22 protein-coding genes are annotated in these 21,713 nt (G+C 61.1%); 14 read left to right on the top strand and 8 right to left on the bottom strand.

Features of this window, described 5'->3' with window-relative positions; all coding sequences use genetic code 11:
* The first annotated feature begins 123 nt into the window (after positions 1–123).
* From FXN63_RS19995 to FXN63_RS19985, 3 genes are all read left to right on the top strand, one after another.
* Positions 124–1,359: an MFS transporter gene (locus FXN63_RS19995; protein ID WP_148816913.1), complete on the top strand. Its 1,236-nt coding sequence runs from the start codon at positions 124–126 to the stop codon at positions 1,357–1,359.
* Between the two features lie 84 nt (positions 1,360–1,443).
* Positions 1,444–1,983, top strand: coding sequence for a methylated-DNA--[protein]-cysteine S-methyltransferase (locus tag FXN63_RS19990; protein ID WP_148816912.1), 540 nt, complete (start codon positions 1,444–1,446; stop codon positions 1,981–1,983).
* A 14-nt stretch (positions 1,984–1,997) separates the two neighbouring features.
* Positions 1,998–2,909 (top strand): DNA-3-methyladenine glycosylase family protein, encoded by a 912-nt coding sequence (locus FXN63_RS19985; RefSeq protein WP_148816911.1) that lies wholly within the window; start codon positions 1,998–2,000, stop codon positions 2,907–2,909.
* Between the two features lie 31 nt (positions 2,910–2,940).
* Here the strand turns inward: FXN63_RS19985 and FXN63_RS19980 are convergent, their stop codons facing one another.
* Positions 2,941–3,750, bottom strand: coding sequence for a prephenate dehydratase (locus tag FXN63_RS19980; protein ID WP_246164907.1), 810 nt, complete (start codon positions 3,748–3,750; stop codon positions 2,941–2,943).
* A gap of 280 nt (positions 3,751–4,030) precedes the next feature.
* Between FXN63_RS19980 and FXN63_RS19975 the strand changes: the two genes are divergently transcribed.
* The 4 genes from FXN63_RS19975 (at position 4,031) to FXN63_RS19960 (ending at position 7,391) form a co-directional block, all read left to right on the top strand.
* Complete coding sequence (locus FXN63_RS19975) at positions 4,031–5,149, top strand: HD-GYP domain-containing protein (protein WP_148816909.1); 1,119 nt, start codon at positions 4,031–4,033, stop codon at positions 5,147–5,149.
* An 80-nt stretch (positions 5,150–5,229) separates the two neighbouring features.
* On the top strand, positions 5,230–5,511 hold the full coding sequence (locus FXN63_RS19970) for a peptidylprolyl isomerase (RefSeq protein WP_148816908.1): 282 nt from the start codon (positions 5,230–5,232) through the stop codon (positions 5,509–5,511).
* A gap of 2 nt (positions 5,512–5,513) precedes the next feature.
* Positions 5,514–5,870, top strand: a complete 357-nt coding sequence (locus FXN63_RS19965) for a hypothetical protein (RefSeq protein WP_148816907.1) — start codon at positions 5,514–5,516, stop codon at positions 5,868–5,870.
* 381 nt (positions 5,871–6,251) lie between these two features.
* Positions 6,252–7,391, top strand: a complete 1,140-nt coding sequence (locus FXN63_RS19960; protein ID WP_148816906.1) for a mechanosensitive ion channel family protein — start codon at positions 6,252–6,254, stop codon at positions 7,389–7,391.
* A gap of 120 nt (positions 7,392–7,511) precedes the next feature.
* Here FXN63_RS19960 and FXN63_RS19955 read toward each other — a convergent pair whose 3' ends face one another.
* Positions 7,512–8,141, bottom strand: a complete 630-nt coding sequence (locus tag FXN63_RS19955; RefSeq protein WP_148816905.1) for a class I SAM-dependent methyltransferase — start codon at positions 8,139–8,141, stop codon at positions 7,512–7,514.
* A gap of 261 nt (positions 8,142–8,402) precedes the next feature.
* Between FXN63_RS19955 and FXN63_RS19950 the strand changes: the two genes are divergently transcribed.
* The 4 genes from FXN63_RS19950 (at position 8,403) to msrA (ending at position 11,365) form a co-directional block, all read left to right on the top strand.
* Positions 8,403–8,705 (top strand): helix-turn-helix domain-containing protein, encoded by a 303-nt coding sequence (locus FXN63_RS19950; RefSeq protein ID WP_148816904.1) that lies wholly within the window; start codon positions 8,403–8,405, stop codon positions 8,703–8,705.
* Positions 8,702–10,024, top strand: a complete 1,323-nt coding sequence (locus FXN63_RS19945; RefSeq protein ID WP_148816903.1) for a type II toxin-antitoxin system HipA family toxin — start codon at positions 8,702–8,704, stop codon at positions 10,022–10,024. The genes FXN63_RS19950 and FXN63_RS19945 overlap by 4 nt, the downstream gene beginning before the upstream one ends.
* Positions 10,025–10,098: 74 nt before the next feature.
* Entirely contained in the window at positions 10,099–10,503 is a 405-nt protein-coding gene (locus tag FXN63_RS19940; RefSeq protein WP_148816902.1) for an NUDIX hydrolase, read from the top strand.
* Between the two features lie 112 nt (positions 10,504–10,615).
* Positions 10,616–11,365 carry a peptide-methionine (S)-S-oxide reductase MsrA gene (gene msrA / locus FXN63_RS19935; protein ID WP_148816901.1) on the top strand — a complete coding sequence of 250 codons (750 nt, stop codon included), beginning with the start codon at positions 10,616–10,618 and terminating at the stop codon, positions 11,363–11,365.
* 6 nt (positions 11,366–11,371) lie between these two features.
* On the opposite strand, the gene FXN63_RS19930 is transcribed toward msrA, so the two are convergent.
* The 5 genes from FXN63_RS19930 to FXN63_RS19910 all read right to left on the bottom strand — a co-directional run bounded on the left by FXN63_RS19930 (position 11,372) and on the right by FXN63_RS19910 (position 15,885).
* Entirely contained in the window at positions 11,372–12,076 is a 705-nt protein-coding gene (locus FXN63_RS19930) for an aspartate/glutamate racemase family protein (RefSeq protein WP_148816900.1), read from the bottom strand.
* Between the two features lie 101 nt (positions 12,077–12,177).
* The gene (locus tag FXN63_RS19925; RefSeq protein WP_222863946.1) at positions 12,178–13,437 is read right to left on the bottom strand and encodes an MFS transporter; all 1,260 of its coding nucleotides are present in this window, start codon (positions 13,435–13,437) and stop codon (positions 12,178–12,180) included.
* A 62-nt stretch (positions 13,438–13,499) separates the two neighbouring features.
* Positions 13,500–14,390, bottom strand: a complete 891-nt coding sequence (locus FXN63_RS19920; RefSeq protein WP_246164906.1) for a DMT family transporter — start codon at positions 14,388–14,390, stop codon at positions 13,500–13,502.
* Between the two features lie 23 nt (positions 14,391–14,413).
* On the bottom strand, positions 14,414–14,854 hold the full coding sequence (locus FXN63_RS19915) for a MarR family winged helix-turn-helix transcriptional regulator (protein ID WP_148816898.1): 441 nt from the start codon (positions 14,852–14,854) through the stop codon (positions 14,414–14,416).
* A 50-nt stretch (positions 14,855–14,904) separates the two neighbouring features.
* Complete coding sequence (locus FXN63_RS19910) at positions 14,905–15,885, bottom strand: LysR substrate-binding domain-containing protein (protein ID WP_425468628.1); 981 nt, start codon at positions 15,883–15,885, stop codon at positions 14,905–14,907.
* Positions 15,886–16,006: 121 nt separating this feature from the next.
* Here FXN63_RS19910 and FXN63_RS19905 point away from each other — a divergent pair, with 121 nt between their 5' ends.
* The 3 genes from FXN63_RS19905 to FXN63_RS19895 all read left to right on the top strand — a co-directional run bounded on the left by FXN63_RS19905 (position 16,007) and on the right by FXN63_RS19895 (position 20,556).
* On the top strand, positions 16,007–17,332 hold the full coding sequence (locus FXN63_RS19905; protein WP_148816897.1) for an NAD(P)/FAD-dependent oxidoreductase: 1,326 nt from the start codon (positions 16,007–16,009) through the stop codon (positions 17,330–17,332).
* 108 nt (positions 17,333–17,440) lie between these two features.
* Positions 17,441–18,091, top strand: a complete 651-nt coding sequence (locus FXN63_RS19900; RefSeq protein ID WP_148816896.1) for a diguanylate cyclase — start codon at positions 17,441–17,443, stop codon at positions 18,089–18,091.
* Between the two features lie 167 nt (positions 18,092–18,258).
* Positions 18,259–20,556: an NADP-dependent malic enzyme gene (locus FXN63_RS19895; protein ID WP_148816895.1), complete on the top strand. Its 2,298-nt coding sequence runs from the start codon at positions 18,259–18,261 to the stop codon at positions 20,554–20,556.
* Between the two features lie 291 nt (positions 20,557–20,847).
* On the opposite strand, the gene FXN63_RS19890 is transcribed toward FXN63_RS19895, so the two are convergent.
* A complete protein-coding gene (locus tag FXN63_RS19890) occupies positions 20,848–21,648 on the bottom strand; it encodes a hypothetical protein (protein WP_148816894.1) in 801 nt (266 codons plus the stop codon).
* Positions 21,649–21,713 lie beyond the last annotated feature (65 nt).

Below are 21,713 nucleotides of genomic sequence, written 5' to 3'. Positions count from 1 at the left end.
GAAGACAGTTAGGCAGATTGCGTAAGACAGACTTTATGTCGCTTCCTACAATTCTGTCTATCGTCTCTGCCCAGGCCGTTTTTCGCGACTGATGCAGGCAACAATAATAGAAGGCCACCCAACATGTCCGGCTCCTCTTCTGCGCTTCAGGCCGCAGCCGTCCCCCCTGTCGACGTCTCCCAAACACCACCGCCACAAGGTTTCTTGATCCGCATCGTGGGCGCTGCCGCGTTCGCGCATTTGCTCAACGATCTGATTCAGGCTTTGCTGCCGTCGGTCTATCCAATGCTGAAGACCCAGTATTCGCTCACGTTCGGGCAGATTGGCTGGATTGCGTTGGTCTATCAGATCACGGCATCGCTCTTGCAACCGTGGATCGGGCTGTATACCGACAAGCATCCCAAGCCTTACCTGTTGCCGATAGGCATGCTGGCAACACTGGTTGGCATCGGCATGTTGGCGTTCGCAGGCAGCTATCCCATGTTGCTGCTGGCCGCTGCGGTGGTGGGAGTAGGCTCGGCAACATTCCACCCGGAAGCTTCCCGGGTAGCGCGCATGGCGTCGGGGGGTCGCTTCGGCACCGCACAGTCCACCTTCCAGGTTGGCGGCAATACCGGCTCGGCCATCGGGCCGCTGCTTGCCGCAGCGATTGTGGTGCCTTACGGACAGTCGGCAATTGCGTGGTTCATGTTGGCCGCATTGCTGGCGATTGCGGTGGGGCTTACGTTGACTGGCTGGACGCTGCGTCATGGGCAAGCCCGTGCAAAGAGCCTGAGCCGGGGTCACGCCGTCGGGCTGGGCCGTAAAGAGATCGTGCGTGCGATCCTGGTGGTTGGCGTGCTGATGTTTGCGAAGTTTGTCTACATTGCCGCCTTCACGAATTACTTCACGTTCTATCTGATCGAACGCTTCAGCCTGACGGTTCAGCAAAGCCAGCTGTACCTGTTCATGTTCCTGGCCGCCGTGGCGGCGGGGACGTTCTTTGGTGGACCAGTGGGGGACCGCATCGGCCGCAAGGCGGTCATCTGGGTATCGTTCCTGGGGGTGGCACCGTTTGCGTTGGCGCTGCCGTATGCCAATCTGTTCTGGACGGCAGCGCTGGTCATCACCATCGGTCTGGTGATGTCGTCGGCCTTCGCAGCCTTGGTGGTCTACGCGCAGGAAGCCGTGCCCGGCCGGGTCGGCATGGTGTCGGGGTTGATGTTCGGCTTGATGTTCGGCATCAGCGGCATCGGGGCGGCAGAGCTGGGCAGGCTGGCTGATTCACACGGCTTGGTGTGGGTGTATAACCTGACGTCCTATCTGCCGCTGTTGGGGATTGCGACGGCCTTCTTGCCGAAGACGAAATCGGTGCGCTGATAGAGGAAGCGACCATCGGGGCTACCATCAGCTTCTGCCCACCATTGCCGGGTTCAGGCATGACCTTGCGCCTAAGGAGCTGATGTGTCCTACGAATACATGTGGGTCGATTCGCCAGTCAAACAACTGAAGCTGATCGCGAAAGGCCCCGCGCTGGCGGGTGTCTTGTGGGAAGTGGAACGCGAGAATCGCGTCATGCTGCAGCCCATGAGCGAGAACCGGAACAATGCGGTGCTGAACCAGACCGCACAGCAATTGGCCGAGTATTTCGAGCGGCGTCGCGATGTGTTCGACCTGCCGCTCGACTTTCAAGGCACCGAGTTTCAGAAAGAGGTCTGGGCGGCGTTGCTGACCATTCCTTTCGGGCAGACCAGAACCTACGGCGACATTGCCCGACAGATCGGCCGGCCCGCTGCGGTGCGGGCGGTTGGTGCCGCCAATGGCCGCAATCCCATTTCCATCATTGCGCCGTGCCATCGTGTGATCGGCTCGACGGGTGCGCTTACCGGGTTTGCTGGCGGGCTGAAGGCGAAGGAAATGCTGCTTGCCTTGGAAGGACATTCGTCAGATCGCGACGATGCTCGCGGACGTGTGGCTCCTGCACAGACCGTGTTGGCGTGGTGAGTATTTCTGCATCAATGTTCGATTTCACGCTGCCTCTGCCGCGCGGCTACATCGTTGCGGATATATTGAATTTTCACGCCCGAGACAAGGATGCCTTGTCCGAAATCGTCAGCGACACGCCGATAACAAAACAGATCAAGAAAGCAGTGTTGCTCGGTGATGTGCCGACAGTCATCGACATCGCGCTCGACACGTCCCTTGAGCAAGCTTGCTGCGTGGCGCTGTCCGATGCACCGATCAACATCGCCATGCAGTCGCAGGCCAAACACATTGCAGCCAGCATGCTGGGGCTGCATATCGATCCGGCCGCGTTCCTGGCCTTCGTCGAGACAGACCCGGTATTCGGTCCCTTGACCGCACGCCAGCAGGGCTTGCGCATTGCACAGTCGGCGTCGATCTTCGAGGCGCTCACCTGGGCCATCATGGGCCAGCAGATCAACGTGGCGTTTGCGGTGTCCTTGCGGCGCAGTTTCATCCGACTGGCGGGCCAGCCCCACAGCAGTGGACTGATCTGTTATCCGAGTCCGGCGGACGCGGCACGCATCGATATCGAGGCACTGACGTCACGGCAGTTCTCGCGCGCCAAGGCAGAGACTTTGTTAAGGTTGGCCGACTTGCTTGCAAGCGGGCAGATCGATCTTCAGGAAAGCCCGGCCAACTCGCTGGATACCATTTGCGCGGCATTGCTCGCGGTCAAAGGGATCGGGCCGTGGACCGTGAATTACGCCTTGCTGCGTGGTTATGGATATGCAGACTGTTCGCTGCACGGCGACGTTGCCGTGCGTGCCGCCATCGCCAATTTATGGGGCCATGAGACGCGCCCAAGCATTGCCGCAGCCGAGACGCTGCTGGCCCGTTATCGACCCCACCGAACCATGGCAGCGGCGCATCTGTGGGCCAGTCTGAACAAGTCGTCGAATTATTGATCTTGCAGAATGCAGGCCTTGTTGTTGCGCTTCACTTTCTTGGATAGGACCCCAGCACACGGAAGACGGCGTGCTGCGCAAGCAACGCAGCCAGATGATCGTCTTCCGCATGGCCCGCTACCTCGATGAGATAACGATGCGTGTCCAGCGTCTGCTTGCTCGGACGTTCATAGATGGTCAGGATCTGCACGCGAGCATTGGCAAGCAAGGCGAGCACGGCACCGAACTGATCGTCCGACGTGTCCACCAGCAACGAGGTCTTGTCGTGCCCGCTGGGCGCGGGCACATCGCGGCCCAGCACCCACCAGCGCGTGACGTTGTGCGGGCCTTCTTCAATGCCATCTTCCAGCGACACCAGCGAATAAAGCGAGCTGCCAACCATCGGGCCCAGAGACGCCTTGTCCAGCCCTGCGCTGTTGGCGACCGTTTGCGCTGCCGCGCCTCCGCTGCTTGCCTGAATCCTGCGCACATGAGGCATCTCGCGGTCAAGCCAGGGTTTCACTTCTTCAAGTGCAACCGGGTGCGCAAACACGTCGGTGATGTCTTCCCGCCTGGTTCCGGGTCGCACCAGCAGGCTGTAGCCAAGCATCTTCGGGTACTCGGCGACGACCGTCAGCACGGGTAATGCAAGCACATCGTCCAGGTAAGGGGTGACGCCTACGACAGAGGTCGCCACCGGCACGCAAATGCATGCGATCTCACCTTTGCTGTAGCGCTCGAACAGATCCTCGCGCGATAGCGGTACCAGTGGCTGGTCGTTGAAAAGGTCGAGACATGCCTGGTGAGTCCAGGAGCCTGGCGGACCAATGTAGCCAACCGAAGCTGAAGTGTGGGTGCTCATGAGGGAACGGTTTTCAGACAGGAAGCCAGGAGCAGAAATTATCATCACTGTGACTCCAAGGATTTTTCCATCGTGAAAAAAACCGGCAGGTCCCGGCGGTTGGGTCACGGAATGTCCCAATGGCGTCTCTTCGTCAACCTGTCAGTCCTACAGCGCAATACTCTGCTGGCAAGGCTCAACTCTGCTTGCCAGTCACAAAATACGCGCAATCAATCGATAGCATCTCGCGCTTCAGTCGGCTGTAGACCTGTGGAGGTTGGCCGGACCACAGAGGATTGCTGTGCAGATCAGATCGGTTTTACTTGCGGAGATTCCGTCGCTGGATGTGCGTTCGGGCATGCCGCTGCCTTGGGATGTGCATGACGCCGAGGGGCAATTGCTGCTTGCGCGTGGCCATCTTCTCGCGAACGATTCAATCCTTGAAAACCTGATTGCGCGTGGTGGCTGCGTCCATCTCAGAGATGCCAGCAAACCAACGGGCGAGGTCGAGGTGCCGCCGCCGTTGCCGGTTCGATACGCCTCTTTGAAACTGGAGCTGGCATGGTTGCTGAGCCACCCCGAAGAGGCTGATTTCATCGCGCGCATTCGCGGTATTGCAGAGGCCGTTGCCAGCCTCACCGAGCGCAATGTGGATCAGCTGATCTTCCTGATCATTCGTCACGACTACACGCGCTTTGCCATCTATGGTTCGGTGCACTCCTTGCACGTCGCCACGGTCTGCAGTGTGCTGGCGCGGCGTCTGGGCTGGTCGATGACGCGGCATCTGCGACTGGTGTGTGCCGCGTTGACCATGAACCTGTCGATCATCGAGCTGCAGGGCACGCTTGCGGGCCGGCTCGATCCCCTGACGGATGCGCATCGCGCCTTGATCCATGCCCACCCGTTGACCAGTGCAGCCATGCTGCGCGAAGTGGGATTGGTAGACGAAGAGTGGCTTGCCAAGGTCGAGCAGCACCACGAAGAGATGAGTGGACAGGGTTACCCGCGTGGCATCGAAACACCAACCGATGGTGCACAGATTCTGCGTTTCGCCGACCAGTTCGCCGCCAAGCATGCATGGCGGGCTGATCGGGGTGCCATTCCTGCGCAACAGGTGGCGCGCGAGCTATATCTGCAAAGCCAAGGCCATCCGCTTGCCGCCTTGCTGATCAAAGAATTCGGCATCTTCCCGCCGGGCTGCTTCGTGCAATTGGCATCGGGTGAAGCTGCCATTGTGGTGCGGCGGGGCAGCAACGCGAACACGCCTGTTGTCGCAGCCATCATCAGCTGCCATGGCGACACCATTGTCGAACCGGTGATGCGCGACACCACGTCGCCCGAGTATGCGATTTCCACCACCTTGGAAGAGCGCTTGGTGCTGGCGCGGGTGTCATCGGAGACGCTGTATTCACTGTGTTGAAAGGGCGCTTTTGCGCGCGGTGAGCGGCGATTGCCGCGAGTGCGTTACTCTCTAGGGTTCAATTTTTAGGAGCAAGACTCATGGCCCAAGCTACCGCCCGCCACATCCTGGTGTCCACGGAAGAGAAGTGCAACGAACTGAAGGCTGCCATCGAAGGCGGCGCTGACTTCGCGCAAGTGGCGAAGGACAACTCCAGCTGCCCGTCCAAGCGTGACGGTGGCAACCTGGGCACCTTCGGCCGCGGCCAGATGGTCAAGGAATTCGACGAAGTCGTGTTCAGCGCCCCGGTGAACGTGGTTCAAGGCCCGGTGAAGACCCAGTTCGGTTATCACCTGCTCGAAGTCACCGCACGTAAAGACTGATCATGCTGTACGCGTCCCGTCTGGCTGGTGCCGGCCAGCGTGGTTTGTTCGTGTTGGCAGGTTTCATGCTTGCCTTCAGCGCACAGGCAGCCACCAGCCCGGAAAACGCCCGCAAGACCTGCTTGAACGTGGCCACGATGGCGCGTTCATTCATGGAGGCGCGTCAGCGTGATGTGCCGATGGAAGAGGTGATGCGCGCGACAGAAGACATGCCCAAGGGCACGGTCCCGCTGGCGCGCGAGATGATCACCGATGCCTTCGTGCAAACGCGCCGCGACACGCCCGACGCGCGCAAGAAGGCGGCCGAGGAATTCGAGGCCGACTATTACGCGAGTTGCTACGAGCAGTTGACGCAGTAAGTCCCCAGGATACGGAGCGCTCCGTTGGTATGGTGCGCTCCGCCTTGGTTCAACCCGGTTTCCCCGCTGTGCGGTGGAAACGCCATCTGTCGCCGTGTTCGCCACGTTGCGTTTCAAGGCGAGTCGGTTTTTGTACCGGCATTCGCAGGACCCGCCTGTTTCAAAGGCGATCCATGAAGGCGGCGACCAGCAGGTCTGCCCCAAGTCTTTGCAGGCGACGAACGCCGTGCGAGCCATCTGCACTGGCCTCTGCATTTGCATCGCTAAGCAAGCAAAGCGCCTTCCCCGTTTCCGTCACGCCCTTGTGCTGCCCGGATATCTGCTCGCCACCGCTTGCGGTGTGTCAGCCCACGCATGTTTTCAGAAAGGACCCCCCGCCGCATGAACAGCAGCTTCATCACTGACCTATTCAACGACACTTCATTCCTTGGCATTCCCTTGCTGAGTTGGCTGTTCGCCTTATGCGTGGCTTCGCTCAGTTTTGTGGTGCTGCGCGCGGGCGTCAGTTTCCTGCGCCGCCGATTTACTGCCGCCGCCTCGCGGTCTGATTCGCTGTTCAGCGCCGTGGCGGCGCTGGTGGTTGGCGGAACCAGCAATTTTCTGATCGGCTTGGCAGCCATCCTGATCGGGGCGGGCATGCTTGAATTGCCGGCACGCTGGGCAGATCGGATAAGCAGTCTGTGGTTCGTGGTGGTGGTGTTGCAGGTGGCGCTGTGGGGAAGCCGGGCAATCAGCCTTGGCATGACGCATTATCTGAAAGGGCGGGCCAGCGGTCAGCCCGCGCAGCTGAGCGCGCTGTCCTCGCTGCTGATGTGGGGTGCCAAGGTATTGCTGTGGGCGATCGTGCTGCTGGCCATGCTGTCGAACCTGGGCGTCAATATCACCGCCTTTGTCGCCAGCCTGGGGGTGGGCGGCATTGCGGTGGCACTGGCCGTGCAGAACATTCTGGGTGACCTGTTTGCCTCGCTGTCGATTGCCGTCGACAAGCCATTCGAGGTGGGTGACTTCATTGTCGTCGGTTCCCTGGCAGGTACCGTCGAACACGTGGGCTTGAAGACCACGCGCATTCGCAGCCTGGGCGGCGAGCAGATCGTGATGGCAAACACCGCCATGCTGGGTGCCACCATTCAGAACTACAAGCGCCTGGCCGAACGCCGCATTGTGTTTGAGTTCAAGGTCACGCGGACCTGCACCTCGGAGCAGGCCAAGCAGATTCCGCAGCTGGTCGAGCGCATCGTGCGCGACATTCCGAAGACGCGTTTCGACCGCTCGCACTTGAAGGGCTTTGGCGAAAGCAGCCTGGATTTCGAGACGGTCTACATCGTGCTCGACCCGGGCTACAACGCTTACATGGACATCCAGCAGGCGCTCAATTTCCGATTGATGGATGGCCTGGCTGAAATGGGCGTGAGCTTTGCGTTCCCGACGCGGGTGGTGCATGTGGCGTCGATGCCGGAGGTGGTGACTGAATCTGCGGACGAGTCGCCGATGCAGCGCACGCCGGCGACTGTGGTCCAGTAAGGCGTTTGTTCAACAGAACTTTTGTCCGTAGCGCTTTTGCTCAACAAGGGTTTCAAGGTCGTGCTGCTGCGCCGGCAATGCACATTGACCGGCGCAGCACGATGGCTGTTGGCTCTGGCCTTAGCCCACGCGCCGCCACACGCTGGCCAGCCACGGTTGCTGGTCCAGCGGCAAACCGGTCGGCCGGTAATAGTGTTCAAGTTCTTCAAACCCGGCCGTTGTCATGAAGTCACGCCACGCCGCCAGGTCGTGATATGAACCATAACGGCCGCGATTCCAGCCTTCCTGATTGTCACCACGCGGGTTCGAGCAGAACAGCACACCACGCGGCTTCAAGGTGGCGCGCAGTTGTCCAAGCACACGCGGCAACTCTTGCGCAGGAATGTGGAACAGCACCGCGTTGGCGAAGATGCCGTCGAAGTATGCATCGGGCAGGTCCAGCGCCAGGAAGTCCTGGTGCCACACCTCACAGCCAGAATCGTCGCGTGCCATCTCGACAAAACGTTCGGTGCCATCCAGCCCGACTGCACGGTGTCCAAGCCCGCTGAAGGTCTTCAGATCACGCCCCGGTCCGCAGCCGAAATCCATGATGGTGAAAGGCTCGGTGCCTTCGATATGTCGCAGCAGGGCGGCAATGTTCTGACTGACATCGTGGTCGGCCGTGCCTTCGCGGAAGCTCTCGGCAGAGTCTTGATAATGCGTGCGGGTCAGGTCACTGATCTGGCGCAGGGTGTCGGGGGAAAGTGTCATGGATGGTCGGTGGCGCAGGCTGCTGAAGTGCCAGTATTGCATCTTCCGAGGCTGCGGATTTGATGCTTTATTTGCTATAAAAAGTTTGGGTTTTGCCGATTGGTCCAAGAATTTATCTGGTTTTCTAATCTGCTTTATGGCAAATACAGCAAATTTCAGACGTCGTCAAAGTTGCTGTATTTGCTATATTTAAATGTCAAAATCTTGTTTTTATGTTGGAAGCACTGCATCCTTACCTGATCAACATAGCAAATACAGCATATGGACAACCTGCAGTCCCTCGGGCGCACTGTCGCGCAGTTGCGGCAGGCTCGCGGCATGACACAAAAGCAATTGGCTGCCCTCAGTGGTCTTGGCCAGTCAACGCTTGCGCGGTTTGAAACCGGGGGCGTGGCAGAGTTCGGTTCCCGCAAGTTGCTTCGGTTGCTGGAAGTCCTGGGGCATGAACTTTCTTTCGTGCCGACGCAACGCACCTTCACCCTGGACGACGCATTGGCAGAGCGTCAGCGGCAAGCCCAGGCACCTGACGAGGGGAACGTGGTGCGTCGGAGCCGCACCTCATGAAGCTGCATGTGTATGTACATGACAAGCCGGTTGCCACCTTGGAATCCACCGACGGCTTTCGTCATGTGATGACCTACCACCCGGACGTCGCGCCCGATCAGTTCGTCTCCCTGCTGATGCCGGTGCGCACCGAATCCTACGTCTACCCTGAACTGCATCCTCTTTTCAGGATGAATCTGCCCGAGGGTTTCCTGCTGTCGATTCTTCAGGAACAGCTTGGCCCACACGTAGGGGCTTCGCCGCTGAACCTGCTGTCCGTGGTTGGACGCAATGCCATTGGGCGCGTCAAACTTGCAACGCCCGGTGCCGATCCCACACAAGCCCCCGTGCCTTTTGACTTGAACGGCGTCCTGCGTGGCGACAACTCCGAGGAAGCTTTTGTCGAGCTTGTCCGACGGCATGCAGTGTCTGGCGTTTCCGGGGTCGTTCCAAAGTTTCTTTCCCCGAGCACGCTGGGCGAGCACGGCAAAGGCACTCTGGCTACCGACCGCTACATCATCAAGGGGACGACTTCCCGGCTGCCGGGCATTGCCTTGAACGAGCACCTTTGCATGGAAGTGTCGCGCCAGGCAGGCTTCCCAACTGCCGCTACCGAGGTGTCCGAAGACGGTCAGGCCCTGGTCGTGCACCGCTTCGACATCGAGGACGATGGCTGTACCCGCAAGGGCATGGAAGATCTGTGCAGCCTGCTTACGCTGCGTCCCGAACAGAAGTACGAATCCACCTGGGAGCGGGTCGTTGGCCGCATCAAGGACGTGGTTGCGCAGCCCGAACAACAGAACGCCGCGCTGTCCCAATTGGCCGATCTGCTGCTGTTGACGTATGCCCTGCGCAATGCCGATTGCCACACCAAGAACATTGCCCTGCTTTACGGCGAGGATAAGCAGATCCAGCTGGCCCCGATCTACGACATGCTGACCATCACGGTCTACGACGATTACGCCAAGAACCCGCCTGGCATGCCTGTCGACGGGTGCAGTACCTGGATGCCTGGCAAAGCACTGGAACGCTTCCTGCAAACGCGCTGCAACGTGATGCCGGCAGAGACACGCGAACGCGTCGAGCGAATTTGCGACGCTATCGTTCACGTCACGCCGCAAGTCATTGACGCCGCGCGACAGCACGCGGCTTTTCACGAAACCGGCAAACGCATGTTGCATGCGTGGAATGACGGCATGAACAGCCTGCGGCTGCAGAAGACCTGGAGCCTGCCCAGCCTGGACAATCCTATTGCTGCGGCCGGATTCTCAGACCCTTTACCGATCAAGCCCGCAAAGGCCGAAAAAATCGGGCGCTCGGAACTGCTCGGAAGGCGTTGACAACAGCGCGCGGGATCAGCAACAGCGGCTGGTGCTGTGCTGCCGACCGCGCCCCGACCCACAAGGAATATTCCATGCAAGAACCCCGACTTGGTTGCGGTGCAGCCATCGTGCAAGACGGCAAGATTCTGTTGATCCAACGCCTGCGTGAACCCGAAGCCGGCTGCTGGGGTCTGCCGGGCGGCAAGGTCGACTTCCTGGAGCCGGTAGAGCTAGCCGTGCGCCGCGAGATCAATGAAGAATTGGGTATCGAGCTGCACGACATCAAGCTGTTGTGCGTAGTCGATCAGATCGATGCGGACAAGGGCGAGCACTGGCTGGCCCCGGTGTACCTGACCTCGGCCTTCACGGGCACGCCACGCGTGGTCGAACCCGAGAAACACGCGGCCATCGGCTGGTTCGCGCTGGATGCGTTACCCAAGCAACTGACCACGTCCACCCGTTACGCACAGCGTGCCTTGGCGCAGCTGGTCGGCTGACGCGCGCAGTCTCCCGTCACGTGAACAAGTGAACGCGTGCAAGCTTTTCTTGTCTCACCTTCACGTCTGATCGGGCACACGGTGCCCGGCACTTCTCCAGGATTCTGAATCCATGCGCAGCCCTCGTCGCGATGCCATCCTTGTTTCTTCGGCCCCGATCGACGTGCGTCGACGGGTCTTGCTCGCGGCGCTACCTTGCCTGGGTGCCGTGGCTGCCTGGCGGGCGTTGCCGGCTTCTGCTGCCGAGCTGGTCACGGTGATTCCGTCACCCTCAGATGATGTAGTGGCTACATCAGGCGCAAAAGAAGCCGTTGCGGTGATCGCGGGCGGTTGTTTCTGGGGCGTGCAGGCGGTTTATCAGCACGTCAAAGGCGTGCGCAATGCGGTGTCGGGTTATGCAGGTGGCGATGCAAAAACCGCCAATTACGACGCGATAGGCAGCGGCAGAACCGGTCATGCAGAAGCGGTGAAGATCAGCTACGACCCAAGCCAGGTCAGCTACGGCACCTTGCTGCAGATCTTCTTCTCAGTCGTCCACAACCCGACCGAGCTGAACCGCCAGGGCCCGGATACCGGCACGCAGTACCGGTCCACCATCTTCCCGGTCGATGCGGAACAGCGTCGGGTTGCCGAGCGCTACATCGCGCAGCTCGACCAGACCAAACTGTTCCGTCAGAAGATTGCGACGACGATCGAGCCAGACAAGGTGTTTTATCCCGCCGATGACTATCACCAGGACTTCCTGGTCAGACACCCGAATCATCCTTACATCGTGATCAACGATCAGCCGAAGATCGAGCAGTTGAAGAAGGTGTTTCCGGCCCAGTATCAAGATAAACCGGTGCTGGTGCGCTCGGCGTAAAACGGGTCAGCCCGCCAGTGACCGATCCACGGCGGCAAGCGCGTGCAGGGTGGTCGTGTCGAACAAGGGCACGCTGCTGTCCTCGGGCTTAACCAGCAACATGATTTCCGTGCAGCCCAGGATGATCGCTTCGGCACCGCGTTCGATCAGCCGGGCGATCACGCCGCGATAAGCCTCGCGCGACGATTCCAGCACTTTGCCGGCCACCAGTTCTTCGTAGATGATCTTGTGCACGGTGGCGCGGTCGGCGTAATCGGGCACCAATACATCCAGCCCGAACTGGTCTGCCAGGCGGCCTTTGTAGAAATCCTGTTCCATCGTGAACGCCGTGCCCAACAGGCCCACGCGTTGGTGTCCTGCTGCCTTGATCTGGGCGGCGGTCGGGTCGGCGATGTGCAGCAGCGGAATCGACACGCTGGCCGCGACTTCATTGGCCATGCGGTGCATGGTGTTGGTGCAGATCAGAATGAAATCGGCACCGCCGCGTTCAAGGCGCTGTGCGGCGTCGATCATTTCTGCGCTCAGTGCTTCCCAATCGCCGGCATGCTGCAGGTGTTCGATCTCGCCGAAATCCACCGAGAACATCAGGCTGCGTGCCGAGTGCACGCCGCCCAGGCGTGTGCGAACTTCCTGATTGATGATGCGGTAATACTCGGATGAGCTTTCCCAGCTCATGCCGCCGATCAGTCCAATGGTTGCTGCCTTGCGCATGGTGTCTCCTTGGGTGGGGGCCTGAGCATCGCAGGCTGGCGTGCAGGCAGCAACCTGAATTCGGTTTGAGATTCGGCCCAGGTGTCGGCCTAGATTTCGGTCTACGCGACGGTTTCAGGCTTGTCGCCGGCTTTTTCTGCGGGCTTGTCAGTGTTGTTATCGGCCTTGCCCGCTGGTGGCATGGCATCTGCCGTCGGCCATACCGCCACTGCCGCCAACATTGCGCCCACCATCAGATACGGTGTGCCCGGCGACACGCTGTACAGCACCGTGCCCACCAATGGGCCGACCACGATGCCCAGTCCTTGAGCTGCGCCGACGGTGCCTGCGGCAGCACCTTGCTCATGCGCTTCCACCGAGTTCGCAGCCAGCGCGGAGAACGCTGGGAATATCCAGCCCATGCCCGCTGCAGCAACGAAGTAGCAAGCCCACAGCACCGGAGCCGATTCAGCCAGCGCCACGGCACCGAAGCCGATTGCGGCGACCAGGCCTCCGACGTAGATCATGCGCTGCGGTTGCCACTTCAGCTTGCGCACCAGCATTTGCGACAGCACCAGGGACACACCAACCGCTGTCAATGCAATGCCGGCTGCCTTGGCTGCTGCCGGGCCGACCAGACCAAGACGGTCGATCGCAAAGAAGCCCACGGTGATTTGCGCAACGGCCACGCAGAACATTGCCGTGAAGGCCACCGCCATTGGCCGACGCAGGCGCACATCGTTGAGCTTGAGCGTTGCGCGTTGCGGGTGTTGAACCGGCGTGGTGCGCGGCAATGCCATCCACAGAATGACAAAGGCGATGATCGGCAGCAGGCCCGTCAGGTACAGGGGCAGACTCAGGCTGTGTTGCGCCAGCATGGCGGCAAGCGCCGGGCCGACCACCATGCCGACGGCATTGGCCGCACCCAGCGACGCCATGGCACCCGCGCGCTTCATGGGCGGAACGTGGTCGGCGACCAGCGCCATGCCTGCAGTCGGGATCGCGCCGTAGAACGCACCGATGGCCCCGCGCGTGATGACCAGCCCGATGAACACCAGCAGCGCAGCCGGCATCATCCGCAAGGACACATCGATCACCGCTGCCATGGCCCAGTACGACAGCACAAAACCGCCGACACCCAGCAGCAGAATCTTGCGGCGTCCATGTTTGTCGCTGGCCGCCCCCCACGGACGCGCCAGCAGCATCCACAACACCCCGCCCACCGTCACTGCTGCGCCGGCTTGCCAGGCCATCAAGCCCACCTGGCGCACGATCGGACCGATCAGGGACACAAAGGCCATCATGGCCATGGTGCAGGCCATGTTGGCGGCCAGCAGCGGGCGCAGGGAAAAGGGGGCGGGTGTGGGGGTGCGGGGACTCATACGCAAGGCCATCTGAAAAGAGACGCCATTCTAGTTGAGAATTACTATCAAATAGCGAGCATCTATGCGGTTCGTTTGGCGCGTGTGACGCTGGCCAATCTCAAGCCTGCGATCACCAGGATCATCGACAACCATTGTGTCCAGGACGGCATCGCACGCGTCAGCAGCAGTTCGATGGCGGCGGCGGTGATGGGCCCCAGTGCCTGGAAGGCGACGACGCGACTGGCGTCCAGTTGGCTCAGCGCCCATAGCCAGCAGAAATAACCCACGCCGCTGGCCAGACCGATGAAGCCGATGTGCCCCCACTGCACCGCGTTCAGTGATGGCGCAAGCGGCTGCCCGGTTGCCACGCACAGGCAGGCCAGGAAGAGTACGGCGGCCAGCATGGCCAGTGCGCTGACGGGCAGGGCGGCATAACGTTGCACATAGGGTCGATACAGCATGCTGCAGATTGCGCCGATCAGCGTGGCACCAATCAAGGCAGCCATGGCCGTCATGTCGCTGCTGCCCGAGCCATCCTGCTTCAGCGTGGCCTGCAACAGCACCGCCACGCCGGCAACGGCCAGGCTCACGCCAGCCAATCGCGCCATGCTGAAACGTTCTTGTCTCAGACCTACCGCCAAGCACAAGGTGACGAGCGGCATGGTCGAGAAGATCAATGCACACGTTGCCGCCGACAGGCTGCCCAAGGCAATGTTCAGCAGAACGATCAACACGGCGAACTGCAAGACGCCCAGCGCGGCGATGGCGGCCGCGTCCTTGCCCGCAAAGCGTATACGGTGCGCCAGCAGCACCGGCAGCCCCAGCATCACCACACCTATCAGGTAGCGCAGAAAAGCAATGGTGACCGGCGGCGCGGCGCTGGTCAGGCTGCGTGTGGACACCATGGCCGCGCCCACCAGCACGCCGGTTGCGGCGGCCGCGACAATTGCAAGAAATCGGGTGTTGCTCACGCGTGTGCCCCCCGGTGTCCCCGTCAGGGCCTGCTCAGCAAGCTTTCAATGCTGTGCATGGCGTCGATCAGTTGCCGCTGTTCGTCTGATGAAAGCTTGGCGAGCATCTCGACCACTTCCTGCTGCGAGGCCTGGCTCAAGGGCGTGTAGGTGTCCCGACCCAGGGTGGTCAGGCTCAGCTGCATCGCGCGCCCGTCATGAGGGCTGCGCGTTTTTTCGATCAAGCCCTGCTTTTCGAAACCTGCAATCACCCGGCTCAGGTAGCCGGGATCGAGGCCAAGTTCACGGCAGAGATCGGTGGCGGTCAGCGATTCCTGTTGTGCCAGTTCGAACAAAATGCGAAGTTCGGTCAGCGAGAAACTGCTGTGCAGCAGATGTTCGTGCAGCACCCCGATCTGGCGCGTATAAAAACGGTTGAAGCGGCGGACGGTCAGCGCGCGTTCGTGCAGGGCATCGGACGTCATGGTAGCCAGGTATTTGCTTTTGGCAACTATCTGCCGCTTCGTCGGTTACGTCAATCCGGGGCTGCATCACGCGGTTTTTTGCCCACAGGGCGCTTTCGTCTGCCGATTTTCTGAACGTCAAAACGCGCCAGCAGGCCCGCAACGTGATCGCGCACCATGTCGGCAAACACCCGTGCCAGCGCATTCACCTCCTGGCTGTCCGGGTGAACGGCGTACCCCGAAAACACGATGTCGGGTGTGAAGGGCCGGTAAACCACATCGTCCTGATCATGCGCCGCGGCAGCCAGCGGATTGACGATTCCGACGCCTGCGCCGTGCGCAACCAGCGAACAGATCGTGGCCCCGTAGGGCGTCTCGATGGCGGGAAGTTGCGTCACACCCGCTTGCTGAAACGCCTGGTCCAGCGCGGTGCGCGTCATGTCGGCGTGTGAAGGAAATATCAGCGGTTCATCGCGCAGGTCCGTGGCCGACAAGGTGCTGCGGCTTGCCAATCGATGCCCCGCCGGCAACACACACACGCCCGGTGCCGTGTAGATCAGGTCTGACTTGCCACCGCTGGTGTCGGGCAGCGCCGTAGCGAATCCCACATCGCAATTCGCGGAAGACACCCAGCGCCTGATGGTCGATTCACTGCGCATTTCCAGCGCCACCAATACGGTGGGGTAGGCCTGCCTGAATTGTGCGATGACGGCCGGCAACACGCCCAGCGCCAGCACCGGCGCGGCGGCAATGCGCAGGCGTCCCGAGCCGAAGCGCGCAATTTCATGGGCGGTCTGGGTGAGCTTGTCCAGACCGATGAAACTCAATTCGACTTCGCGGTAGAACGCCAGCCCGGCCGCGCTTGCCTGCAGGCGATTGCCCAGGCGTGCAAACAGTGTCAGCCCGGTGGCTGCTTCCAGCTCGGCGATCAGGCGGCTGATGGTGGGCTGCGAGGTCTTCAAGGCTTCTGCCGCGCCGGTCATGGTGCCGCGCTGCATGACGACCCGGAATGCTTCGATCTGTCGTTGGTTCACCGGGACCTTGTTGGCCATGACTAATGTATATCCCGTTTGAATAGTGAGTCGAAAAACTGATATTTGACCGGATAGTAGCGCGTACCTAGAATTTTTCAGACCCCACGCGCCTACCCCTTACCTTTCTTGCAGAGCCATCATGTCGACTGAGTCGTGCTATTCGCCGGATTTCAAGACCGACCCCTACTGGTGGGATGCCGCCCCGCCGGAAACCGCCATGGCGGCTTTGCCCGGTGATGCCGATGTGGTGATCGTCGGCAGTGGCTACTGCGGGCTTTCCGCCGCAATCGAGCTGGCCGGGCGCGGCCTGTCGGTGGCCGTGCTGGACGAAAAAGAACTGGGTATCGGTGGCAGCACCCGCAGCGGTGGCATGGTGTCCAGCGGCCAGAAGCTGGTGGTCAGCAATGCCATCAAGGGCGTGTCGGAAGAGCGGCGGCAGCGTCTGCTGGATGAGTCCTTGCGCAGCTTCCAGTTCATCAAAGACCTGGTGCAGACCAATCAGCTGGATGCCGACCTGGCGTTCCCCGGCCGCTTCTTTGGTGCCTACACGCCGCAGCACTACACGCGACTGCAAGCCCAGGGCGCGCTGCTGCATGCACGTACCGGCGTGCAGGTGCATGACATCGATCGCACGGCGCAAGCTGCATTGGTCGGAACCAACTATTACTACGGTGGCATTCTGGTTGACGACTACGGTGGCCTGCATACCGCCAAATACCATCGCAGTTTGCGCCAGCTGGCTCGCACGCGGGGGGCCACGCTGCATTCTCATGCGCCGGTTCAGCAAGTCATTCGGCGTGGCGCGGGCTTCGAGGTCAAGAGCGGTCGAGGCACGATCCATACCCGTCATGTCGTGATGGCCACGAACGGCTATACCGGTAGCGCGTCTCCCTATTTGCAGCGACGCCTGGTACCGGTGACCAGCTATCAGATCGCGACTGATGTATTGCCGCCCGGCTTGATGGATGCCATCAACCCGCGCCGCGTGATGATCAGCGATTCCAAACTGAACCTGTTCTATACCCGGCCATCTCCTGACGGTCAGCGCATTCTGTTCGGCTCGCGTCCGGCCGTGTTCGACATCAGCGAGGCAGAAGCCGCTGCCCGCATGTACAAGAAGCTGCTGGCCGTGTGGCCGCAACTGCATGGCGTGCGGCTATCGCATTCCTGGAAGGGGCGGGTCGCCATGACCTTCGACAAGCTGTCGCACATTGGCGAGGAAGACGGCATTCATTACGCCGTGGGCTGCAACGGCAACGGCGTGGCCTTGATGACCTATCTCGGTTTCTGCATCGCCCGCAAGATCGCCGCTAAACATGCGCCCGCCTGCGCTTTCGACGGTGGCCGCTTTGTCGGCAACCCGCTGGGCGCGTCGCAGCGTGCACTGGTTCCGCTGGCCACCGCCGCCTATGAACTTGGTGACAGGTGGGATGGTCGCAAGCGCGATCAGCCCGCCCACGCCTAGGCGCTACGTTCGTCAACCGAGTGTTGCATTGCGGATGAGTCGTCTTGCACGCCCCGAGGTCGAGGTCTACAGTGAAATCGTCGTCCACGCATCGACTCGGGAGCTTCCATGGAGATCTTCGACACGATTTCGGCGCACAGCACCGCCATGGGCCTGCCGCTTTTCGCGGTAACCGTGGCAGCCGCCGCCAAGGCGGACACGCCGATGATTCTCATCCTGCATTGGCACGGATTCGGCAAGGAGACGCCCGTCTCCATCCCCGGCATTCCCACCCCCAGCCGCCCGGTTGCAGGGTCGGCCATGCAGATCAACCAGCGCTGGGACTCGGTCGAATCGGTCGATCAGGCCATGCTCGATGCAGCTTGGCAGCTTGGTGCCTGGGATGTCGAACGGCTGGTGGGCCGGCCGTGGTGGCGACTGGGGGCCACCGACAGCGAAACGCTGGCCTGTTATCGCGCCTTTGGTGAATATCCCGATCAGGAGCCGGGCCAGGAACACGTGGTCGTCGCCGACGCGCCTGACCGTGAAGAGCTGATGTGGCTGGCTGCCAATCGTGGCTACATCCGCTGGATGTTCCGGCCGCGCAAGGGTGGGCTGTGGGGTGACGTTGACGACGAGGATTGCACGTTGGAAGAAGGGGGAGGGCGAACGCTGCCTTGTCCGGTTCAGCCCCGAGCCTGTGACGCCGATCGCGCCATTCGCACGATCTACCGCCTGGGCTATGTGGATCACATCATCCTGCCCGAAAAATACGATTGACCCCTTTTTGCTGCAAGTGCACAAGCAGCCGCGCAGCCGGGAGGCGGCGCGGCTTTTTCATTCTCAATAAAAAAATCATCACCGGCCAGCGGTGTTGACGTCGCGGGAGCGGCCAGTTCGGGGTATCTTTCTGATCCTTACGAAAGCAACACCAAAGGTAGTCCATCGTGTCCTCCCCCCTTTCAGACGCAGAAAAAGCGCTCCGCGACGCAGCGCGTGAATATCACCGCTCTCCGAGCAAGGGCAAGATTTCGGTCACGCCGACCAAGCCGCTGGTCAACCAGCGCGACTTGTCGCTGGCCTACTCGCCCGGCGTTGCCTATCCGTGCCTGGACATTCAGGCCGACCCGTCGCTGGCCTACGAGTTCACCTCGCGTGGCAATCTGGTTGGCGTGATCACCAACGGCACGGCCGTGCTGGGCCTGGGCGACATCGGTCCGCTGGCCGGCAAGCCGGTGATGGAAGGCAAGGGCTGCCTGTTCAAGAAGTTTGCTGGCGTGGATGTGTTCGACATCGAACTGGCCGAGCGCGATCCCGACAATCTGGTCGAAATCATCGCCTCGCTGGAACCCACGCTGGGCGGTATCAACCTGGAAGACATCAAGGCCCCCGAGTGCTTCTACATCGAACAGAAGCTGAGCGAGCGCCTGAACATTCCGGTCTTCCACGACGACCAGCACGGCACCGCGATCATCTCGTCGGCTGCACTGCTGAACGGCCTGGAACTGGTCAACAAAGAAATCGGTGACGTGAAGATCGCCGTGTCGGGCGCGGGCGCAGCTGCCATTGCCTGCGTCGACGTGATGGTTGGTCTCGGCGTGAAGCGCGAGAACATCTTCATGGTCGATTCCAAGGGTGTGATCTACGAAGGCCGCCCGGGCAACCTCGATCCGTCCAAGGCACGCTACGCACAGAAGACCGACGCGCGCACGCTGGCCGACGTGGTCAATGGTGCTGACGTGTTCCTGGGCTGCTCGGCTCCTGGTGTGCTGACCGCCGACATGGTCAAGACCATGGCGCGTCAGCCGATCATCCTGGCACTGGCCAACCCGGAACCTGAAATCCGCCCGGAACTGGCCAAGGCCATCCGCCCGGACTGCATCATCGCGACCGGCCGTTCGGACTACCCGAACCAAGTCAACAACGTGCTGTGCTTCCCGTACATCTTCCGTGGCGCCCTGGATTGCGGCGCGACCAAGATCACGCAGGAAATGAAGCTTGCATGCGTGCGCGAAATCGCTGACTTGGCCAAGGCCGAGACCAGCGACGAAGTGGCCGCTGCCTACCCCGGCCAGGAACTGGTGTTCGGCCCCGACTACCTGATCCCGACGCCCTTCGACGCGCGCCTGATATTGCGCATTGCCCCGGCCGTGGCTCGCGCCGCACAAGAGTCCGGTGTGGCAACCCGCCCGATCGAAGACTACGCTGCCTATCGCGAAAGCCTGACCCGTTTCGTTTACCAAACCGGCATGTTCATGCGCCCGGTGTTCGCTGCCGCCAAGGCCGAAACCAAGCGCGTCGCCTACGCCGAAGGTGAAGACGAACGCGTGCTGCGCGCCGTGCAAGTCGTCATCGACGAACAACTGGCACGTCCGATCCTGATCGGTCGTCCGGCTGTCATCGAAGCCCGCGTACGCAAGGCTGGCCTGCGCATCAAGCTGGGCGAAAACGTCGACGTCGTGAACCCCGAAGACGATCCGCGCTTCCGCCAGTACTGGGAGGCCTATCACGAGAAGATGGCACGCGACGGCATCACGCCCGACGCCGCCAAGGCAGCAGTGCGCCGCTCGAACACCTTGATCGCGTCGTTGATGGTCAAGCTGGGTGACGCCGACGCCATGCTGTGCGGCACGGTAGGTCGCTACGACCATCACCTTGAGCACATCAACAACATCATCGGCCTGCAAGACGGTGCCAATGGCTTTGCGGCACTGAATGCGCTGATGTTGCCCGAGCAGACCCTGTTCATCGCTGACACCTACATCAACGACGAGCCGGACGCCGAGCAACTGGCGCATATCGCGCTGGCTGCTGCCCAGGAAGTCGAACGCTTCGGTCTGCCGCCCAAAGTGGCATTCCTGTCGCACTCGAACTACGGCAGCTCCACACGTCCGTCGGCCCGCAAGATGCGCGCAGCTTTCGAGCGCTTCCAGGAACTGGCCCCGCACATCGAATCCGATGGCGAGCTGCATGGCGACGCCGCTTTGTCGGAAGTCGTGCGTGCACAAGCCGGCCAGACCAACAGCAAGCTGACCGGCTCGGCCAACGTGCTGGTCTGCCCGAACCTGGACGCGGCGAACATTCTGTTCAACGTGTTGAAGACCATCGGCGGTCACGGCGTGACCATCGGCCCGATCCTGCTGGGTGCGGCCGCATCGGTGCACATCCTGACCCCGTCGTCGACCGTGCGCCGCATCGTCAACATGACGGCGCTGGCTGCGGCGCAAGCCACGCCGGCGAAGTGATCGCATGAGCCGGTCCGCGCGCCTTGGTGTGCGGACCGGTGGCCCATCAGTTGCCGGTGTGATGCGATGACTGCACGGGCTGCGTGGGTTCAGAACGTCGGTGCTGAACCTGCGTACCCAGACAACACCCCGAATGTCTTCAAGGCTTCGGGGTGTTTTTTCGTGTGTCGGGCTGGCAGCGTCGCACCCTCGGCACCTATCCAGTGTGCGGTCAGCACCCGTTTACGTCGCACGCTGCCATCCATGGAAACTCTCTTAGGGGGTACTGGCTAGCTGCTTGCCTTGATGCCGTCAAAGATGCTGGTGCGAGATCGTCATCGGTTGGCCAAGCAGGCCTGCCAGATGCGCACGCAAGCGCTCGAAGAAATCGGCATGCCAGCCGCCCTCTATCTTCAAGAAGCGGTATCCGAGGCCCAAGCTCTGGCTCCAGTCCAGATCAAATATGTGGAAGGATTTGCCGGTGTCCGGGTCGGTCCAGGTCACGGCCGGATCTTCATAGGCTGCGCCGATGAAGTCCACATGCGTGCCGAAAGGTGCCATCAGTTCAAGCGGCTCGTCGGTACCCGGCCGCAAGGGCGCGCACAGGTTCTCGCCCGCCGTCACGTTCGGGCTGCCCGCATAGGCCAGCAGGCTGAATGACAAGGCGTTCGCCTCACGTACCCACTCGTCCTTGTCATCGAACAGTGCTGCTGCCGCATCCCCCAGCCGATGCCGTGTACCACCCCAGGCGCAGCGCTCTGCATCGGACGAGGGCCAGAACTGAAAGGCGAACCCTTGTTCACGCATCGTGGCCACGGTGTCTGCCATCGACAGGCCAGGTGCAAGCGACAGACGAGCGATCGCTTCAGAAGAGGCGCGATACGCATCAACGACATCTGCCGTCGTTCGCCACGATGGATCGATATCTACCCATGAGGTTTGTCCGTGTATGGCCAGTTCACTGGACAGCTCCCGCAGGTCTTCCGGCGCAATATGCTGGCCATCTGCCGGCAACAAGATGCCGGTATCGATCAGCCGCTGTGACAGCGCAGGCCAATCCGGTGGCGGCAGGTGAGGGTGTGTCGGGAAGATGAACCAGTCGTGTTGCGACATGCGATGCCTGAGCGTTGGAAGCGTGATGACCGAACGTGGTGAAGCAAACGGATGGTAAGTCAGAT

The organism is Pigmentiphaga aceris (genome assembly GCF_008119665.1).
In the GTDB taxonomy this organism is placed as follows: Bacteria; Pseudomonadota; Gammaproteobacteria; order Burkholderiales; family Burkholderiaceae_B; genus Pigmentiphaga; species Pigmentiphaga aceris.
This window is presented reverse-complemented; position numbering and strand designations above follow the sequence as displayed.

Excerpts from the sequence above, each read along its gene's own strand:
- FXN63_RS19915 (WP_148816898.1), bottom strand. The coding sequence starts at position 14,854 with ATGACGTCCGATGCCCTGCACGAACGCGCGCTGACCGTCCGCCGCTTC.
- FXN63_RS19980 (WP_246164907.1), bottom strand. The coding sequence starts at position 3,750 with ATGAGCACCCACACTTCAGCTTCGGTTGGCTACATTGGTCCGCCAGGC.
- FXN63_RS19960 (WP_148816906.1), top strand. The coding sequence starts at position 6,252 with ATGAACAGCAGCTTCATCACTGACCTATTCAACGACACTTCATTCCTT.
- FXN63_RS19985 (WP_148816911.1), top strand. The coding sequence starts at position 1,998 with ATGTTCGATTTCACGCTGCCTCTGCCGCGCGGCTACATCGTTGCGGAT.
- FXN63_RS19900 (WP_148816896.1), top strand. The coding sequence starts at position 17,441 with ATGGAGATCTTCGACACGATTTCGGCGCACAGCACCGCCATGGGCCTG.
- FXN63_RS19970 (WP_148816908.1), top strand. The coding sequence starts at position 5,230 with ATGGCCCAAGCTACCGCCCGCCACATCCTGGTGTCCACGGAAGAGAAG.
- FXN63_RS19930 (WP_148816900.1), bottom strand. The coding sequence starts at position 12,076 with ATGCGCAAGGCAGCAACCATTGGACTGATCGGCGGCATGAGCTGGGAA.
- FXN63_RS19965 (WP_148816907.1), top strand. The coding sequence starts at position 5,514 with ATGCTGTACGCGTCCCGTCTGGCTGGTGCCGGCCAGCGTGGTTTGTTC.
- FXN63_RS19890 (WP_148816894.1), bottom strand. The coding sequence starts at position 21,648 with ATGTCGCAACACGACTGGTTCATCTTCCCGACACACCCTCACCTGCCG.
- FXN63_RS19995 (WP_148816913.1), top strand. The coding sequence starts at position 124 with ATGTCCGGCTCCTCTTCTGCGCTTCAGGCCGCAGCCGTCCCCCCTGTC.
- FXN63_RS19905 (WP_148816897.1), top strand. The coding sequence starts at position 16,007 with ATGTCGACTGAGTCGTGCTATTCGCCGGATTTCAAGACCGACCCCTAC.
- FXN63_RS19955 (WP_148816905.1), bottom strand. The coding sequence starts at position 8,141 with ATGACACTTTCCCCCGACACCCTGCGCCAGATCAGTGACCTGACCCGC.
- FXN63_RS19945 (WP_148816903.1), top strand. The coding sequence starts at position 8,702 with ATGAAGCTGCATGTGTATGTACATGACAAGCCGGTTGCCACCTTGGAA.
- msrA (WP_148816901.1), top strand. The coding sequence starts at position 10,616 with ATGCGCAGCCCTCGTCGCGATGCCATCCTTGTTTCTTCGGCCCCGATC.
- FXN63_RS19950 (WP_148816904.1), top strand. The coding sequence starts at position 8,403 with ATGGACAACCTGCAGTCCCTCGGGCGCACTGTCGCGCAGTTGCGGCAG.
- FXN63_RS19940 (WP_148816902.1), top strand. The coding sequence starts at position 10,099 with ATGCAAGAACCCCGACTTGGTTGCGGTGCAGCCATCGTGCAAGACGGC.
- FXN63_RS19925 (WP_222863946.1), bottom strand. The coding sequence starts at position 13,437 with ATGAGTCCCCGCACCCCCACACCCGCCCCCTTTTCCCTGCGCCCGCTG.
- FXN63_RS19910 (WP_425468628.1), bottom strand. The coding sequence starts at position 15,885 with ATGGCCAACAAGGTCCCGGTGAACCAACGACAGATCGAAGCATTCCGG.